Here is a 16,771-nt window from a genome sequence, read left to right on the forward strand (position 1 = left end):
CTTAGGGCAAGGTGAAGCAGAGCAAGTAGAATAACAATAGAGAAGGACACCCTATGAAAATATCGTTTACGCCGCTGTGCCTTGCCGTCATCAGCGCACTAACCTTAAATGGTTGCGGCTCTGACTCCGATGACAATACCTCGCCTGTGGTCGAAACCCCGGACCCAGTACAACCGGACCCTGAACCTAAACCTCTGGTGCTATTTGATGACGATGGTACCTTAAACGCTGATATACGTTGGACCACTTATGGCGTCCCCCATATTAAAGCAGACAATGTTGAGAGCTTGGCATTTGGTAGTGGCTACGCCTATGCCAAAGACAACGCCTGTGTGTTGATGGATCAAATCGTCAAAGTACGAGGCCACCGTAGTCGTTACTTTGGCCCAGATGAAGTCCCTGGCAGCGGCGACTCCGCTCATTTGATTTCGGACTTTGGCTATAAGGCCTTGGGCGTTAATGACTACGCTGCAGAAAACTACGACCAGCTCGATGCGCAAAGTCGCGCCCATTATCAAGGCTTTGTTGCTGGGTTTAATAAGTATGTCAGTGACACCGGGGCTGATAATCTGGCCCCCGAGTGCGCCTCACAACCTTGGGTGATCACGCTCACCCCTGAAGATATGCTGGCCTACTCTATGGCTACGGTGCAATTAGCCAGCTCAGCCAACTTTCTTGATTTAGCCTTTTATGCCAACCCTGGTGAGGGCGATGAATACCTACCAGTTATGGCCCAAAACGGGGCGGTGGCGCAGAGTTTTGCCGCCAATTTGAATGCCCGTACGAAAACCTTAAAGCTAGAAAAGAAGTATGAGCACTTGGGCTCGAACGGTTGGGGGTTAGGTAAAGATAAAATGGAAAATGGCATGGGTGGCTTGTTAGCGAACCCACATTTTCCGCATCGCGGTAACCTCAGGTTCTGGCAATCGCATTTGACCATTCCTGAATCACTCAATGTCATGGGCGGCAGCTTGCAGGGCATGCCGGGTGTGGTCAATATCGGCTTTAATGAGCATGTCGCTTGGACTCACACCTTCTCCAAGGCTCGGCATTTCATTATTTACCAGTTAGCGCTCAGTGACAATGACCGCCTAAGTTACACCTTAGATGGTGAGCCTATGGCCATTAACAGCAAAACCATCAATGTCGATGTTGCCATTGCACCAGGGCAGAGTATTACCTTGACGAAAGACTACTATTACTCACATCAAGGCTTGATGATCGAGACCCCAGCCGCGCAAGGATTAGGGTGGAGTGACAGTCATGCATTTACCATTAAAGATGCCAACGAATTTAATATGGATGTGGTAGGCTTTTGGTCGCGTATGAATGCCGCCAGTAGCTTGGACGACATGAAAGCAGCATTTGCCGAATTTGATGGCGTATCCTTTAACAATACTATGGCAGCGGACAAGCACGGCAATGCCTTTTTTATTGATGACTCCACCGTTCTAAAAGTAGGGGAAACCGCTAACTTGGCGCTGCGATTAGAGCCACAATTAGTGGCATTACGTGAGCAAACAGGGTTCGATTTAGTCCCTGGCGATACCTCATTATTTGCCGCTGATGGTGTCGTGCCTTATGCTGAGGCACCGAAGTTAGAGCGCAGCGATTATGTGCAAAATTCCAATGACAGTTATTGGCTTACCAACCCCGAGCAACCGCTGTCAGGATTTGCCGCGCAATATGGTGACGTGCAATACCCGCAATCACTGCGCACGCGCATGGGACTAAAGCTACTGCGTGAAGGCGGTGGCGAAGACGGCAAGTTCTCATTAGCTGAGCTCGAGCAAGCGTTAATAGGCAATGATATTTACCTTTATGACTTGGTCTTTCCGGAGCTGGTAAATCAATGTCAGGCTCAGGGCAACGAGCCTATTAACCTTGATGGTCGGGCGGTTGACTTAAGTGATGCCTGCGCGCTGTTGGCTCAGTTTGACGGCAAGATGACCTTGCAGACCAAAGGCGCTGCGCTGATCCGTGAGTTTGCACACTTATTTGACCCAGCAGTGCACTTGTTTGATAACTTCTCCAGCATCGATGCTGCAAATACTCCGAATACGTTGCGCCCCGATGGCTCAGCATTGCGAGCTCTGGCGCATGCGGTACTAAATGTGACCGACAATGGTTTTGCCCTGGATGCGACCTTAGGTGAGTTGCAGTTCGTTGAAAAAACACTGGCCGGGGGCATGGCCTCAGGAGAAAAACTCCCCTGGGCTGGCCCTATGCATGTTGAAGGCGGCTTTAATGTATTTCGCTTTGACCGCCGTGGGCTTTCCGATTCGACGGTGATCCCCTATGTCAGCTACCCCGCGCTCAATGATGCGCTTAGCGGCGCACCACTGGCTTCCAATCTCAGTGCATCTGGTTACCCCGTCAACTATGGCTCAAGCTGGATGTTTGTGATGAACTTTACCGAGAACGGCCCGGTTGCCAAAGGGTTGCTGACCATGTCTCAGAGCGCACACTCAGACTCACCACACTTCGACGATCAAAGCCGTTATTATTCGCAACAAGCCGCTTTGCGCCCGCTGTATTTTTCTGAGGGCGACATTAGCAACAACTTGATTGCCGAGATGAGTATTAGTCTTGAAAAGCCAAGCGCTGAGTGAGGGTGACCTCCTCGGCACTGATGCGGGCCTTATAGGCTAACACTTCAACGCCGGCTTGCTGCGCTTGGCGCAGGAGGTCGGCGTAAACCGGATCAATATGGGCGGCGGCGCTGACTTGGTTGATGCCGCTGTGCAGCACTGCAAACAGTAACACCGCCCGCTTTCCTTGTTGGCGCATGGCGGTTAACTCGCGCAGGTGTTTTTGCCCACGTAGCGTTTGCGCGTCGGGGAAGTAACCCTGTCCTGAGTGCTCAAGTAAGGTCACCGATTTTACTTCGATATAGCAATCTGCTTTGTCGGCATCGCGCAACAGTATGTCGATACGGCTATTTTCTGCACCGTATTTTACTTCACTGTGTAGTTGTTCATAGCCTTGCAGTTCTTCGATCACATCGTTGTTGATGGCCTCAATGGCGACTTTATTAGCCACGGCGGTATTAACACAAATTAAATCCCCTTGGGCGTTACTACTGAGCTCCAAACTATGCGGGTATTTGCGTTTGGCGTTGTCGCTGGTGGAGTAGTAGGCGTGCACGCCAGGCTCGGCACAGCCGGTCATTTTACCGGTGTTAGCACAGTGCACGGTGAACTCATTACCATCTTCGTCGCGCAAATCCACTAAGAAACGTTTATAGCGCTTTAGCAGGATGGCGCTTTGTAACGGGGCAGGAAATAACATTAATCTCACTTCGCTTTAGAACTGCATAGCCCTAGTGTAAACTGCGAGTAATTGTAATCACAGTCCAAGAGGACCCACATGAGTCAACAATTTTTAGTACACCTAAGTGAACAAGCTGCGCCTAGTCATTGGGGCGAATCTGCATCAGTGTCTTTCAATGAACAAGGTGCCACGGTGCACTTAAGTGAAGATGAAACCCTTAAAAACGTACAAAAGGCGGGCCGCGCCATAGCTAATCAAGGCGTAAAAGCGGTGCAGTTAAGCGGCGATACTTGGTGCACTGAAAGTCAGTGGGCATTCTACCAAGGCTTTGTTAGCCCTAAGGTACTCGATGGGGTGAGCTTTGTTGATAACGACCAAAGCGACATTAAGGAGCTGCAAGCGCTTAAGCAAGCAGCGACTTGGATGCGCCAGATGATCAACGGCACGGCAGAAGAAATTTACCCAGAAAGCCTGGCAGAAAAGGCGGGTGAGTTTATTCAGTCGCTGGCGCCTGAGCATGTCAGCTATCAAATTATTAAAGGCGAAGCACTAAAAGAGCAGCAGTGGATTGGTATTTACGAAGTAGGTCGCGGTAGTGAGCGCCCACCGGTGCTACTAGAGCTTGATTTTAACCCCACAGGTGATGATGCCGCTGAAGTGGCTTCTGCACTTGTTGGTAAAGGGATCACCTTTGATTCTGGCGGTTATTCAATCAAGCCGAGCGAAGGAATGCTGGGCATGAAGTGCGATATGGGCGGTGCAGCAACTGTCACCGCAGGCTTGGCTCTGGCAATTAGTCGTGGTTTAGATAAGCGAGTAAAATTATACCTTTGTTGTGCCGAGAACCTGATTTCAGGGCACGCATATAAACTTGGTGACATTCTGACCTATAAAAACGGCACCACAGTGGAAATTGTGAATACCGACGCCGAAGGCCGCCTAGTGCTAGCTGATGGTTTGATGGCCGCCAGTGAGTCTGGGGCGAAAACCATTATTAATGCAGCCACCTTAACGGGCGCAGCGTTAGTGGCTGTGGGTCAGGAATATAACGCTCTGTTTGGCTTAGACAAAGACATGGTGCGCGATGTTGAAGGCTTCGCTAAAGAAGAATTTGAAGGTGCATGGCCGTTGCCATTAGAGAAGTTCCACCAGCACAACTGTCCATCACCTTATGCTGACACCGCTAATAGTCGTCCACAAAAAGGTGGTGGTTTTGGTGGCGCCTCAAACGCCGCCGGATTCTTGTCTCGCTTTGTTCGTGATGAAGGCCAAGGCTGGGTGCATATCGATTTAGCCGCAGCGTTTCAAACATCCGCTACGGGCATGTGGGCAGCTGGGGCAACGACACAAGGCATGCGTACGGTTGCACGTACGCTACAAGAAAAGTCGTAACTTTAACACTTCGATAGAAAGCGGCCTTGCGCCGCTTTTTTTATGCCTAAAATTAACCTAAAGCTTGGAATCGTGGCCCTCATGGCGCATTAATAAAATGGTTAGATATATTTTGGTGGGGAGCGAGAGAATAAGCCCAATAGCAATACACATAGCGCCAAGCATATAGCTGTACATACCAAAATACTGGCGGAATCCATCCACGACAAGCAGGCTATGACCACTCAAAATGAGCAACAGTCCCAATACTATGATGCATTTTAATAGGGTGAGTTGGGTGGTTTTTTGCATGGGGTAATCACTTTTAGTCACATTTTGCGACTATTATTTAAGCAAATGTAAATTTTTATTGGATTGATCTACCTCATACAAGGTATATTTCGTCCCAAAATAATAAATAATCATTAGACAGGTTCGCTGTGACACCGACAGTAAAAGCACAATCTCATGCAAGCGCGCGCTTACCTCATCTCAATACGTTTCCTAAGCTATTGATTGGCGGCCTGTTGTACTACGCTTTAGCGCAGTTCGGTATGACCTTTATGGCAACTCAGCCTGCTAATATCACCTTGATTTGGCTCAGTGTCGGTGTAGCGCTAGTGATGTATTTGCGATTGGGCAAGGCATCGGCCATTGTGGTTTTTATTGCAAGTTTCGCTGCTAATTATCCTGGTATGCAGGTGGCGGACATGGCCCATGGGGTAGTGCATACCAGTATCGCGGCTTTGATTGATACACTTGCGCCTTGGGTGATGGCGGGGCTTGTTAAACGCCATTTACAAAGTGGCTTAAGCCGCTTTCAAGACTTGGTCACCTTGGTTGTGCGAGTTTATCTGCTACCTATTGCGTTGTCTGTGGTGATGCTAACGGTCAACCTTATTTTAGGTGGGTATATTGGTAGCGAACTCTTTGCTCAGTATGTGCTGCAATTGCTGTTTTCCGACATTTTAGGTGCTTTGCTGGTCTACGCATTTTTTGATGCTTTTGTGAAGCAACAGCAATGGCCACTGCGCCAATCGGCGCTGGCATGTGCAGCGATTGTGCTGGCTTTGGCGGCGATGCTCACAGCCAAACTCTGGCTCGGTGGCTTTATTTTTGCTGTTTTGCCTTGCGTACTGGTGATGATATTTGTCTGCGCCAGTGTCTTTGTTTATTCGGTATTGCTAGCCGTTGTGGCGGCGCTGGTGGTGCTTTTTGGTCATGACTTTGGCCCTTTTATTCAAGATACCCCCATGCAGTCATTGTTTATGCTGCAATCGTTTATTGTGACCCTTTCTATGTTGACTATAGGTGGGCGGCTATTGCAGTCGCAATTACTCAATGAGACCGATTCAAAACACTATTGGCAGCACCAAGCTCGGTTTGACGACTTGACGCAGTTAATGCAGCGAAATGCCTTTATGGATGCCGCTGAGCACAGCTTACGCTGCGGTGGGCTAAAGGGAAAAAGTAGCAGCATTGCGGTCGTCGATTTAGATTTATTTAAGAAGGTGAATGACCGCTTTGGTCATCAGGCTGGTGATGAAGTGTTGGAATGCGTGGCCTACTGCCTCACCAAGCAATTACGTGAGCATGACTTAGCCGCTCGTTTTGGTGGTGAAGAGTTTGTATTGTTGCTCAGTGCCCACCTTGAGCAAGGCTGTGGCATTGTCGAGCGAATTCGCATCGCCATTAGTGAACTTACTTTTGATGACTACCCCGAACTTCGCGTGACGTGCAGCATCGGTGTTACTCACGTTAACCAAGGTGAAGATATCGGTTCTGCGCTCAGTCGTGCGGATGGAAGCCTCTACAAGGCAAAGCAGCAGGGTCGTAATCAAGTGTGTATTAATCACTAGGTGTATTCGCAGCGCAGTACAGGCCTAATTCGATGGCTTTAATGGTGGCTTGGGTGCGATCGCGCACTTCAAGTTTAGTTAATATCGTCGATACCGCGTTGCGAATAGTGCCTGGTGCTTTGTGTAATTTAGCGGCGATTTCTTTATTGGCATAGCCTGCACAAATAAGCTGTAAAATTTGCTGTTCGCGCGCTGTTAAGCCCTGTACTTGTGGTGTTATTGCACCGCGCTGCTTAGCCATCACCGCCTCTTTTAGTGCTTGTTGTAATACGCTACCGCCTTGCGAGAGTGCTATGATCCCCGCAACCAACTCTTCCAGTGATGCATCCTTGAGCATGAATCCTTTGGCGTTGTGCTCAATAGCCCGAAACAAAATGTCGCTGTCGTTGAAGGTGGTTAAGATAAGGCAGGGTGGCGCGTGGTACTTCGCAAGTGCCTGTAGCACGCCTATGCCGTCTAATCGTGGCATGCGTACATCCAGTAGAATTACATCCGCATCCACGTTTCCCTGTTGATAACACTCTAAAAAGGCTTGGCCGTCCACAGACTCACCACTGACCTGGATGCGCTTATCGAGCGCCAGCAAACTCGCCAACCCTGCACGAACTAAGTGTTGGTCGTCAACCAGGTGAACTTTAATGGCTGTCGTTTGCATAGGGAAACTCCGCATTTAACACCATGCCTTTACTATTGGGGGTGAACGTAAACGTGCCGCCTAAGGTTTCAACGCGCTCCTTTAACCCTAACAGGCCATTGCCAGGTACTGGATTATGTAAGTGACCACCATTGTCACTTATCGTCAACCGCAGTGGGTTATGGTTATATAAATGTATATGTAGCTCCGTAGCAAGCGAATGCTTTAAAGCGTTGCTAATTCCCTCTTGAGCACAGCGCAGCACACATTGGGCATAATTAAGTTGTGTCAGCAGTGGGTGAGCTTGGTAGTGTACAACCACCGCAATGCGTGGTGTGTTTTCAGCTAACTGCATTAAGGTAGGCTGTAAATCAATCGGGCTGTGGTTGCGTTTGTCACTGACTACAGAGCGGACACTAGCAAGCGTTTTCCGAGCATGTTGATAACAGTGTTCAAGTTGTGGTTTAAGCGTATCCGAGGCGGTACGCCGAGCAATATCTAGTTGCATTATAAGGCTCGTTAATTGATGGCCTACATCATCATGCAGTTCACGCGCAAGATGTAAGCGCTCTTCACTTGCTCCAGCTTGGATTAATAAGGCTTGAGTGGTTTGTAATGAAGCATTACTGATTTGCAGTGCTTCTTTGGCTTGCTGTTCGGCCATTGTGCGTTGACTCACCACTAACGCGAATAAGCAAAAGGCGCTGGTAGAAAGCGTATTCAAAACAGGCCATGGGTGATGCCAATAAAATCGCTGTAGGAGTAAAAAAAGTACCGCGTTAACAGCAATGCTGAGGTAACAGTAACGCAGCGGCAAGTAATAAACTAAAATGGCGCTAAACATCACCATGTAGATGAGAATCAGTGTTGCGCTAGTGAGCAGTTGCAGGCCGATAATGCCCGCGCCAATAACAACGAGTAGTACATAGCGTACCGGGTAGCCGTAACTTTGCTCTTGCTCGTTTATGACCAGTAGTAAGCAAAGCAACATGAGTGTGTGTATCACCACTTCTATGGTGGCTAATGCAGTAAACCCATGCTCAGTGTTGACCATGATGCGCGGTATCGCGATAACGGCCCAAGTTACGAGCACGACCACTAACCAAGATAACTGATAACGAAAGTATTTTTTCATTTCTTAACTATATCCACAGCACGCATCTAACACCAGCAGTGCAACGCATGTTGTGACAGATGTCATGCGCCAAAATGACGAATGTGACTTACCGTGCCAGCTTGGCGTTTGTACTCTAACACTGTTAATTGGCAACACAGTGAGAAGAGTTATGTATTGGTTACATCAAGGGGCGCTTTATATACATATTGTATTAGGATGCATTGCTTTAGTGTTATTTTGGCTGCCAGTGTGCGCAGCCAAAGGCTCCCGGCTGCACAATCAAAGTGGTAAGGTCTATGCGTATGTGATGTACGCAATTGCAGGCAGTGGCCTTTTTTGCTGTGCACTAGTGCTATTAGACCCGTTGGGCGCGCGCAATATCGATACCTTGAGCACGGCAGAAGAGTTGCGCCGCTATCTACAGGTTAACCATCGTATGGCATGGTTTTTAAGCATGTTGTCAATGTTAGTGTGGGTGTCGGTTTATCATGGTCGGCGAGTGTTGGTGGCCAAGGAGCAGCGTTCCTTATTACGCACGCCAGCTCACCTTGGGCTTATTGCAGCACTGGCTCTATGTGCTTGTTATACCTTTTACCTAGGGTGGCAACAGCAACAAGTGTTATTGCTGGCGTTTTCGGTGTTAGCCATGGTTATCGCAGTCACTATGGCGCATTATATTTACCGCCCCTCTGTGCGGCCTCGTAGCTGGGTTATTGAGCACCTGAGCGCCATGTTAGGCTCCGGTATTGGTGTGTATACCGCTTTTGGTGCCTTTGGCGGACGCCGTCTATTTAATGCGGTACTAGGAAGTGATGCCCAGTTAATTGGTTGGCTGCTACCCTCTTTGATAGGTAGCGCGGGTTTGATGTACGCCGCGCAGCACTATCGTCGACGCTATGGTGTCTAGCTTGGCGCTCTTTACAAAGGCAGTTACACTGAGCCGCAAATAAAGAAAAAAGAGATAACGCCCATGAGCTTACCGGGAAAAATTGTATGTATTGGCCGTAATTATGTTGAGCATATTCACGAGTTGGGCAATGCTATTCCAGAGCAGATGGTGGTATTTAACAAGCCTAGCAGTAGTCTTAGCCAGCATCTTTATGCTCAGCATCAAGGCGATAGGTTACATTACGAAGCTGAGATCTGCTTGCGTATGACCGAGCAAGGTCTCACTCAAGCAGCGGTGGGCCTTGATTTAACTAAGCGCATGCTGCAAAGCCAGCTCAAGCAAGCAGGACTGCCTTGGGAGCGTGCTAAAGCCTTTGACGGTGCCGTGGTGATGAGCGACTTTATTGATATTAGCGAAGCACAGATTTCGCAATTGGGTGTGCGTTTACTGATTGATGGCAAGCAAGTACAGCACGGTGAAGTAAAGCATATGATGTATCCGCCTCTTATGGCGGTGCAAGAGCTGGCCACATTTATGGCTCTGCAGCCGGGCGATTGGCTGATGACTGGCACCCCTAAAGGCGTTGGTGAAGTACACGCAGGAGCTGAGTTTACGGCGCAGCTGCTGCTCTCCCAAGAGGTGATAGTGAGCCAGAGCTGGCGCGCAAGAGATAACTTGACTGTATAAATAAACAGTATTAGGCTTGTGCCACCAAGTCGGAATTACCGAGTTTATGTACAACAAGTCTTTACCCCCAACCTATTATCATGATCACTTCTTGGAGTTGCTGCATTTTTTCCAGCACCAAGGCTGGCATTTATGCGGTGCCCATGAACAACGCTTTATTGATGACTTTTTAGCCTTGCCAAAAAATGCCCAATGTGTGTTGGTACGCGGCTTTAATCGCAAGTCTGATTTTCTTGAACAAAGCAGCTTGCATTATGACGAGATAGAGCAAGCGCCACTGGCGCTCGCCTTACTCAAGCGTCGAGGTTGGTTGCGTCATGTACACGAGGGGGAGTTTGAACAATGGTTGGTGGCATTAACCAAAGCTGAGCTAGTCGCACTTTGTCGTGAACTGGGACTACCCGGGGTGGCGTTGTCTAAGCGTAAAGAGCAATGGTTGGGCTATTGCCAAACCCACGTGAGCTTTGCTAAAGCTTGCCACAGCCATGTATTTCTCAGTTATGTAGTCCATGCCTATAACCCGGTTTTAGCTTATTTATGTTTTATCTTTTTTGGTCGTCTACAAGCTGGGCTGGGTCATTTTTCGTTACGTGATTTAGGGATCATGCGCACCCAACAAGGCAAGGTCATCCCGCGCTTTGACACCTTAGAGGAGGCTAAAAGTGCGTTCACTTATGCGCAATTACGGGCCCAGGTTAGCGAGTTGAGCGAGCAGCAGCTGGTGCAGCATGGCGAGCAAGTAACGCAGCTACCAAGCGCTATTGGTGCGCTGGCAGAGCGCTACTCGCATGAGTATCTCTATCGTTTAGGTAAAGCCTTACTCGCGGAAGCGCCGCATCAAGATTTAGCATTATCAGTGCTAGCACACAGTGAGGATAACCGCGCCATTGAATTGCTGCTGCGTCAGCGCTTTAAAAAAGGGCACAGGCAATGGGTTGAGCAGCGTTTATGCGCATTGATTGACGATCCGCCTAGCGATGAGGTATTTGTATTCGCCGAGGGTTTTTACGCTTTAAAATATCAAGGCAAACGCACCAGCGTACTGAGCGACCTGCTGGCTGAGAAAGAACCGCTGGCTATAGATGAGGCGTATCGCCATCAAGTCGAGCAGGGGGTGATAGATTTATATACCCAACGCGGCGAACAAGCGCTGCATAGCGAAAATCAGTTGTGGCAACACTTATTTGCGCTCTGTTTTTGGCACTTACTGTTTGATGGCGAGCAGGCTGGCAGGGGGAGTGAGTTTGATGTTTTTCCTGCAAGCTTACGTGACGGCCAGTTTTATCACTATTATCAGCAGCAAATACGTGAACTGTTCGCAGAGCATAGTAGTAAAGGGGCGTTAATCACTCACATCAGCGCGGCGGCCAGTCGCTACTACCATCAGCCTAACGCATTTATTCGTTGGCACGAAGAAGTATTAGCGCCATTGGTCGCTCTAATCAATCATGCTCCCCTAAGCGCGGTTTATACGCAGCTGGAAACCATGGCGAAAGACTTCCGCAGCGCCAAGGACGGTTATCCAGATTTGATGGTGATCACATCTGGCAAAGTGCGTTTTGAAGAAATAAAAGCGCCGGGTGATAGCTTGCGCCGTAACCAGCTGGTGGCGTTAAAACAATTGCAGCGTGCCGGGTTTGATGTCAGTGTGCAAACCGTACGCTGGCAGGTGAACAGTGAACAGCCTTATGTGATTGTTGATATAGAAACCACCGGTGGGCGCCATCAAAGCCATCGGATCACCGAAGTCGCCGCTATCAAGGTGGTGGCTGGTAAGGAAGTTGCGCGTTGGCATTCGTTAGTTAACCCACAGCGTCACATACCGCGAGCAATTACCGAGCTTACCGGCATAGATAATGTGATGGTGGCCGATGCCCCTGTATTCGCAGAGTTGGCAGAATCGCTGTGGCAATTTATGCAAGGCTGTATTTTTGTCGCCCATAACGTTAACTTTGATTATGGCTTTTTAAAAGCAGAATTTGCCCGTACCGAACGCCACTTAAGTATGGCGAAGCTATGTACGGTGCGCTTGGGTCGCAGTTACTTGCCCGGACATGCATCATACTCTTTAGCACGTTTAAGTGCCGATTTAGATATTGTATTGTCGCGGCATCACCGCGCCATGAGTGACGCAGAAGCAACGGTGGCAATTTTTAATTTAATACAACAACAAAGGCAAGAATAACAATGGAATTATCAATGTGGTTAGCGCTGGTAGGAATATGCTTAATGGGGGCGATGTCTCCCGGGCCTAGCTTGGCTGTCGTGCTGAAGCATTGTCTAGCCAGTGGCCGCACGGCGGGTATTATTACCGCATTGAGCCATGGTTTTGGTGTGGGTGTGTATGCCTTCATAGCGGTGTTAGGGTTGGGCGCACTTATTCATCAGTGGCCGATGTTGTACACCGCGCTCATTTATGGAGGGGCGGCTTATCTCGTATACCTCGCTATTAACAGTTGGCGTAGTAGCGCAGGAAAGCTGACCATTGAGACAACCCAAGGGAGCTATAAAAAAGCCGCCACAGATGGCTTTTTTATAGCTTTTTTGAATCCTAAATTAGCCATTTTCTTTATCGCGTTATTTTCTCAATTCATCCCCGCAGAGCAAGTCAGTACCGTGCAAGGCGCTGTTATGGTGGCAACGCCTACCGTCATTGATGCGAGTTGGTATGTGATAGTGGCACTATTGTGTAGCCATGGTCGATTTTTACCTGTATTGGAGCGCAATCAAGTGTTGATCAATCGCTTACTCAGTGTTGCCTTTATGGGTCTTGCGTTGATGGTGGTTGCTCGTCAGTGGCTTTGAGCACGTGAGTTTTATAAACCGCATCAAAATCAGTGAAATAAGGAGCTAACCAAAAACGCTGTGACAGCACGTAATTGGTATTTTCCAACACGTCTTGGTTGAGCGCTTTGTTGATGGCCGAAATAGCTTGCTCAGCGAAGCCGTCTGCAGCGCTCGCGGAGCAGCCTACTGCGCCTCTGACTAAGTCTTGTGTGAGGTTGGTTTCTAAGGCGCGGATATTGCCGTATTTCTTCGCAAAATAGCGAGCCATGTACGGGTAATCAAGGGTGTAGTCGATGATGTCATGTTGTAGCATTTCGGCAATTGCACCGCTTTCGCCATCGGCGCGATAACTCAATACCGCAGGGCGGGAGTGAGCCGTCTGTTGTAGCAACGTTTGCAGCTCGCCACTAAAACGTCGCGCAGCCACTTGGCCATAAGTAAAAGAGTCATCGGCAAACAAACTCGCCAAATTAATAGGCTTGCCATGGACTTGTGTGAGTTTATCGCGCTTGTCTACCGTAGTGATAAGTGTAAAGGGAGGATACACCGCTGTGGGGATACTGAGCTTTGCAGTGTGTGTATCTTTATTTCGGTGGATCATACATGGGAAGCATACCTTTTCGCCTTCATTCATATAGCGGTGAATACGCTTTTGCGGCAATAGCAGCTTTTCATGTTCAATATTTGGCATATTGGTGATGAGCTGGTTGAGCAACTCATCACATAGCCCTGCAAAGGGATACTCTGTAGTACGAGGTAAATGGAAGGGCGGAGTCTTGCTTTGTAGCCAAATGATTTTCTCTACCGTTTGTGCCTTGGTACTCCAAGCTGTACATAAAACCAAAGTAGCAACAAGTAGTTGTCGTGGCTTAAGCATAGTCTCTCCCTGTGCGGTAATGGTATTTACAGTGTGCTCTAGGTGAGTATAGAAATTCACATGAGTCTCGCCAGTTTCTCTAAGGGGAAGACAAAGCGTGAGATCCATGTTGTGAAGTGCGGGAACTCATCTAGACTAAAAAGATGGGTGTCCATGAGGCATAATCACTAAAGGGACGATGACAGTGACATGGTTTGAGCGCTACGGGTTAATAGTCATGCTGGCCGTTCTCACTACCCTGTTTGCGGGGGTCGGTTATTACGCATACGTGTTGGTCCAAAGCAGCGAAGCAAGTAACGCCAAACAAACAATCAATAGCCAGCTAGCGATGCGAGTTGACGACGTACAGCAACATTTCGAATACGGGCGCAGCCAAGTTCGATTTCTTGCTAATACTCCTCCTAATCGTGGCATTATCCGCGCCCTTGATAACCAAGGCTTTGATGAACAAGATAAAACATCGCTAAGTCAATGGCGTGATCGCCTCGCGACTATATTTCGCTCCTACATTCAAGAGCACGGAGATGTGCTGCAAATTCGCTATATTTTGGCTGATAAAAATTATTCCGAATTGGTTAGGGTGGAGCTCGTCGACGACGAAATAGTACGTACACCACAGTCCCAACTACAAGCTAAAGGGGGCAGAGACTATATATCCCATAGTATGCAGCTGCAAAGCCAGCAAACTTATGTCTCTGATATCAACCTGAATCACGAGTTTGGACGCGTGCAGGAGCCTTACCAGCCGACTTATCGCATCACGCAACTGATACATGATGAGCAGGGCCAACCCCGGGCCATATTAGTCGTCAACTATGACGCTAATGTATTGATTAATTCGATAGCACAGGGGCTTGCTCAAGGCTTAGAGTTAATTGGTATCGGCGCTCAACAGCAGTTCTTTGCTCATCCTGATACACGCTGGCTATTTGCCAATGAATTCAATGCTACCTTCGTGCCCGCGCAGCAGCAATTTGTTCGCACCAATAAACAAGAGTTGGGAATGCCGGTGTACTTAGATAAGCTCTCTGCTCAACACGTTTATGCGCAACAGCAGTCGATAACCGTTGGCAGTCCACAAACACCTATCGCCCTAAGCCTTGCACTTTATCTCAGTAAAGAAAGTCTCGCCATGGCGATAGATAGGCGTTGGCAGGTGTGGCTGGGGGTCCTCATCATTCTCTATGTTATTTTGCTACTCAGTGCCCTAACGTATCACCATTTTGTTATTCGTCAGCTGACCTTGTCGCGCACGATTCGTGAGTACCACACCATTTTTCAACGCACCGCAATGCCTGTGCTGCTGTTAAATAGCAAAGGGGCTGTGTGCAGTGCTAATCCGGCGGCTGAGCAGCTATTTAATTCTGTAAATGGTTCGGAAAATCAGCACTTTGCCACATTGTTGGGCTTCGAAGAGCGGCAATGCAAGCAAATTCAAGCCGCTATCGATAAGCGTGAACACCTTGATATGGAATTGGGTATCAGTAATGCTGATGGTGAAGAACGACAAGTCAATGTTAGCGTGCTACCTGTGTACGAGCAGAAGCTGCCAACCTCTTCTGCGGTGGCTGCATTGCTGCTTTATGATCATACTACTGAGTTTAATTTACGCCGACAATTGCAGAGTATGAATGCCTCTCTCGAGACTAAGGTAGCCGAACGCACAGAGCAACTTGAAGCGACGCGCAAGGAAGCGGAGCAAGCCAACGAAGCCAAAAGTCTATTTGTAGCCAATATGAGCCACGAGCTGCGCACCCCCATGAATGGCGTATTTGGCATGCTCAACCTGATCAAAAAAGAGCCGTTAAGCGAGCAACAAAACCATTATCTGCAATTAGCACAGGCCAGTGCTACGAATCTAACTGGGCTGATCAACAGTGTGCTTGATATCTCTAAAATCGAAGCAGGAAAGATGGAGCTTGAAGTACAAAGTGTCAATTTAGAGGTGGTGCTCAGTGAGTTACTGCAATCCAATTCCATTCGCCCAAAAGAGAAGGGGCTGTTGCTTTTATTAGATAGCAGTGGCTTGACTCAACCTACGTTTTTGGGAGACGTCACCCGTATTCGACAAATTTTTACCAACCTGCTTGGTAACGCCATTAAATTTACTGACAATGGCCATGTGTTAATAAAGGTTCAAAGTCGGCTACAAGAAGGTCAGTACCGTATTGATTTTGTTGTAGAAGATTCAGGTGTGGGTATTGAGCCAAGCAAGCTAAAAGATCTCTTTAACTCGTTTACGCAGGCGGATAACAGCATTACCCGCAAGTATGGCGGCACCGGACTAGGGTTAGCTATCACTAAACAACTTGTGCAGCTGATGGGGGGCGAGATCCGTGTTGAGAGTGAGCTTGGCAAAGGGTCGCGCTTTATCGGCCATATCATGTTAAGCAGTGCTGAAAGCCGTGCGGTAATGGCTGAGCCTTTGGCTGGGTCTCGCGCAGTTATCATCGATGAAGTGGCCATACGTAGACAGGTGATCACTAATCATTTGCGCCAGTGGGGCGCTGAAGTAATCGACGCCGACTGGCATGATGTTGACGAACTCGCAGCTTCTGGTGATTTCCATCAGTTGCTACTGTTTGTCGACGCTACGAAACAAGGCCGAGAGGTGCAAGCGCATTTACATACCTTATTACATACCCAGCACAGTGAAAAACTTAAAGTCATCGTCAATTGTAGTCAGTATCAAATGAATACGGCATTTGCTGAGCAATATGACAATGTTGAATGCCTCTTACCACCTATTTCTGCTGTGGTGTTGGCCCATATTTTATTTTCAGCCGAAGGGGCGGAGCAGCCACTGTGTGATAGCCCACCGGTCACCGCACTCGACTTTCATTCGGTTTCAGGTGCAAAAGTGCTAGTGGTAGACGATAACGCTATTAACCAAGTGGTTGTGACCGGTGTCTTTAAGGATTTACCCATCACCCTAGTCAGTTGTGGGGATGGCAAACAAGCATTAGATATTCTCAATACTGATCCGCACTTTGACGTCATTTTAATGGATTGCCAAATGCCGGTGATGGATGGCTACAGCGCCAGTTTAGCGATTCGCCGAGGGGATGCGGGTGAGCATTACACCGGCATTGCGATTATCGCGATGACTGCCAACGCCATGGCAGGGGATCGCGAACGCTGCTTGCAAGCGGGTATGAGTGATTACATCACCAAACCTGTTGATGCTGATCAGCTGTTAGAGAAAGTGTATTACTGGCTCAGCGTAGCCAATGTGAAAAAGCGCACGCAAATAGATGTGAAATCAGAAAAGTAGCCT

Annotated in this window: 13 protein-coding genes; 8 read left to right on the top strand and 5 right to left on the bottom strand. The window is 48.5% G+C overall.

The features are described 5' to 3' along the window. Window positions 1–53 precede the first annotated feature (53 nt). Entirely contained in the window at window positions 54–2,612 is a 2,559-nt protein-coding gene (locus MHM89_RS08670; RefSeq protein WP_239408610.1) for a penicillin acylase family protein, read from the top strand. On the opposite strand, the gene sfsA is transcribed toward MHM89_RS08670, so the two are convergent. After that, window positions 2,584–3,291, bottom strand: a complete 708-nt coding sequence (gene sfsA / locus MHM89_RS08675; RefSeq protein ID WP_022944265.1) for a DNA/RNA nuclease SfsA — start codon at window positions 3,289–3,291, stop codon at window positions 2,584–2,586. The two genes, MHM89_RS08670 and sfsA, sit on opposite strands and share 29 nt — an antisense overlap. Before the next feature lie 78 nt (window positions 3,292–3,369). Here sfsA and pepB point away from each other — a divergent pair, with 78 nt between their 5' ends. Further along, the gene (pepB, locus tag MHM89_RS08680) at window positions 3,370–4,665 is read left to right on the top strand and encodes an aminopeptidase PepB (protein WP_045979682.1); all 1,296 of its coding nucleotides are present in this window, start codon (window positions 3,370–3,372) and stop codon (window positions 4,663–4,665) included. Window positions 4,666–4,722: 57 nt separating this feature from the next. Here the strand turns inward: pepB and MHM89_RS08685 are convergent, their stop codons facing one another. Next, window positions 4,723–4,956, bottom strand: coding sequence for a hypothetical protein (locus MHM89_RS08685; protein ID WP_045979681.1), 234 nt, complete (start codon window positions 4,954–4,956; stop codon window positions 4,723–4,725). Between the two features lie 128 nt (window positions 4,957–5,084). On the opposite strand from MHM89_RS08685, the gene MHM89_RS08690 reads away from it, so the two are divergent. Then, window positions 5,085–6,503, top strand: a complete 1,419-nt coding sequence (locus MHM89_RS08690; protein ID WP_239408611.1) for a diguanylate cyclase — start codon at window positions 5,085–5,087, stop codon at window positions 6,501–6,503. Here the strand turns inward: MHM89_RS08690 and MHM89_RS08695 are convergent. Together MHM89_RS08695 and MHM89_RS08700 are read right to left on the bottom strand one after the other, a co-directional pair. After that, entirely contained in the window at window positions 6,493–7,158 is a 666-nt protein-coding gene (locus tag MHM89_RS08695; protein ID WP_239408612.1) for a response regulator transcription factor, read from the bottom strand. The genes MHM89_RS08690 and MHM89_RS08695 overlap by 11 nt on opposite strands. Next, a complete protein-coding gene (locus tag MHM89_RS08700; RefSeq protein ID WP_239408613.1) occupies window positions 7,139–8,272 on the bottom strand; it encodes a histidine kinase in 1,134 nt (377 codons plus the stop codon). Before MHM89_RS08700 ends, MHM89_RS08695 begins: the two co-directional genes overlap by 20 nt. A 151-nt stretch (window positions 8,273–8,423) precedes the next feature. Between MHM89_RS08700 and MHM89_RS08705 the strand changes: the two genes are divergently transcribed. The 4 genes from MHM89_RS08705 to MHM89_RS08720 all read left to right on the top strand — a co-directional run bounded on the left by MHM89_RS08705 (window position 8,424) and on the right by MHM89_RS08720 (window position 12,635). Further along, window positions 8,424–9,161 (top strand): hypothetical protein, encoded by a 738-nt coding sequence (locus MHM89_RS08705; RefSeq protein ID WP_239408614.1) that lies wholly within the window; start codon window positions 8,424–8,426, stop codon window positions 9,159–9,161. 63 nt (window positions 9,162–9,224) lie between these two features. After that, window positions 9,225–9,830: a fumarylacetoacetate hydrolase family protein gene (locus MHM89_RS08710; protein WP_130148659.1), complete on the top strand. Its 606-nt coding sequence runs from the start codon at window positions 9,225–9,227 to the stop codon at window positions 9,828–9,830. Window positions 9,831–9,876: 46 nt separating this feature from the next. Next, window positions 9,877–12,015: an exonuclease domain-containing protein gene (locus MHM89_RS08715; protein ID WP_239408615.1), complete on the top strand. Its 2,139-nt coding sequence runs from the start codon at window positions 9,877–9,879 to the stop codon at window positions 12,013–12,015. Window positions 12,016–12,017: 2 nt separating this feature from the next. Further along, window positions 12,018–12,635 (top strand): LysE family translocator, encoded by a 618-nt coding sequence (locus MHM89_RS08720; RefSeq protein WP_239408616.1) that lies wholly within the window; start codon window positions 12,018–12,020, stop codon window positions 12,633–12,635. Here the strand turns inward: MHM89_RS08720 and MHM89_RS08725 are convergent. Beyond that, window positions 12,592–13,494 (bottom strand): ABC transporter substrate-binding protein, encoded by a 903-nt coding sequence (locus MHM89_RS08725; RefSeq protein ID WP_239408617.1) that lies wholly within the window; start codon window positions 13,492–13,494, stop codon window positions 12,592–12,594. The two genes, MHM89_RS08720 and MHM89_RS08725, sit on opposite strands and share 44 nt — an antisense overlap. A 184-nt stretch (window positions 13,495–13,678) precedes the next feature. On the opposite strand from MHM89_RS08725, the gene MHM89_RS18915 reads away from it, so the two are divergent. Then, complete coding sequence (locus MHM89_RS18915) at window positions 13,679–16,768, top strand: ATP-binding protein (RefSeq protein ID WP_239408618.1); 3,090 nt, start codon at window positions 13,679–13,681, stop codon at window positions 16,766–16,768. Window positions 16,769–16,771: the final 3 nt, after the last annotated feature.

Origin of the sequence: Pseudoalteromonas sp. CNC9-20, assembly GCF_022347875.1 — a bacterium.
Lineage (GTDB): Bacteria > Pseudomonadota > Gammaproteobacteria > Enterobacterales > Alteromonadaceae > Pseudoalteromonas > Pseudoalteromonas ruthenica.

Coding starts and splice junctions, on each gene's coding strand:
- MHM89_RS08695 (WP_239408612.1), bottom strand. CDS start 7,158: ATGCAAACGACAGCCATTAAAGTTCACCTGGTTGACGACCAACACTTA.
- MHM89_RS08720 (WP_239408616.1), top strand. CDS start 12,018: ATGGAATTATCAATGTGGTTAGCGCTGGTAGGAATATGCTTAATGGGG.
- MHM89_RS08725 (WP_239408617.1), bottom strand. CDS start 13,494: ATGCTTAAGCCACGACAACTACTTGTTGCTACTTTGGTTTTATGTACA.
- MHM89_RS08670 (WP_239408610.1), top strand. CDS start 54: ATGAAAATATCGTTTACGCCGCTGTGCCTTGCCGTCATCAGCGCACTA.
- sfsA (WP_022944265.1), bottom strand. CDS start 3,291: ATGTTATTTCCTGCCCCGTTACAAAGCGCCATCCTGCTAAAGCGCTAT.
- MHM89_RS08685 (WP_045979681.1), bottom strand. CDS start 4,956: ATGCAAAAAACCACCCAACTCACCCTATTAAAATGCATCATAGTATTG.
- pepB (WP_045979682.1), top strand. CDS start 3,370: ATGAGTCAACAATTTTTAGTACACCTAAGTGAACAAGCTGCGCCTAGT.
- MHM89_RS08700 (WP_239408613.1), bottom strand. CDS start 8,272: ATGAAAAAATACTTTCGTTATCAGTTATCTTGGTTAGTGGTCGTGCTC.
- MHM89_RS08710 (WP_130148659.1), top strand. CDS start 9,225: ATGAGCTTACCGGGAAAAATTGTATGTATTGGCCGTAATTATGTTGAG.
- MHM89_RS08705 (WP_239408614.1), top strand. CDS start 8,424: ATGTATTGGTTACATCAAGGGGCGCTTTATATACATATTGTATTAGGA.
- MHM89_RS08715 (WP_239408615.1), top strand. CDS start 9,877: ATGTACAACAAGTCTTTACCCCCAACCTATTATCATGATCACTTCTTG.